The organism is Streptomyces niveiscabiei (assembly GCF_001419795.1).
Lineage (GTDB): Bacteria > Actinomycetota > Actinomycetes > Streptomycetales > Streptomycetaceae > Streptomyces > Streptomyces niveiscabiei.
Genome location: NZ_LIRL01000211.1, coordinates 9,617 through 9,896 on the forward strand (window position 1 = coordinate 9,617; position 280 = coordinate 9,896).

Genomic DNA, 280 nt, shown 5'->3' on the forward strand with positions numbered 1-280 from the left:
ACTCCGAGAGCGAGCTCCTGGTGCAGGACGCGCTGTGGCGGTTGATGGAGGGCCGTACGACGCTGGTCGTCGCCCACCGGCTCAGCACCGTCGCCGGGATGGACCGGCTCGTCGTCCTCGACCGGGGGCGGATCATCGAGCAGGGGAGCCACGGGGAACTGCTGGCGGCGGAGGGGGCGTACGCGAAGCTGTGGCAGCACCAGTCGGGCGGGTTCCTCGACGATACGGAGGAGCCGACGGGGGTGAGGACGTGAGGTGAGGGGAACGGGGGGGCGGTACG

The 280-nt window shown here is 71.4% G+C and carries 1 pseudogene; it reads left to right on the forward strand.

What is annotated here, in order from left to right:
* Positions 1–254, forward strand: a pseudogene (locus AOK24_RS50470) (ABC transporter ATP-binding protein); the annotation flags it as partial.
* Positions 255–280: the final 26 nt, after the last annotated feature.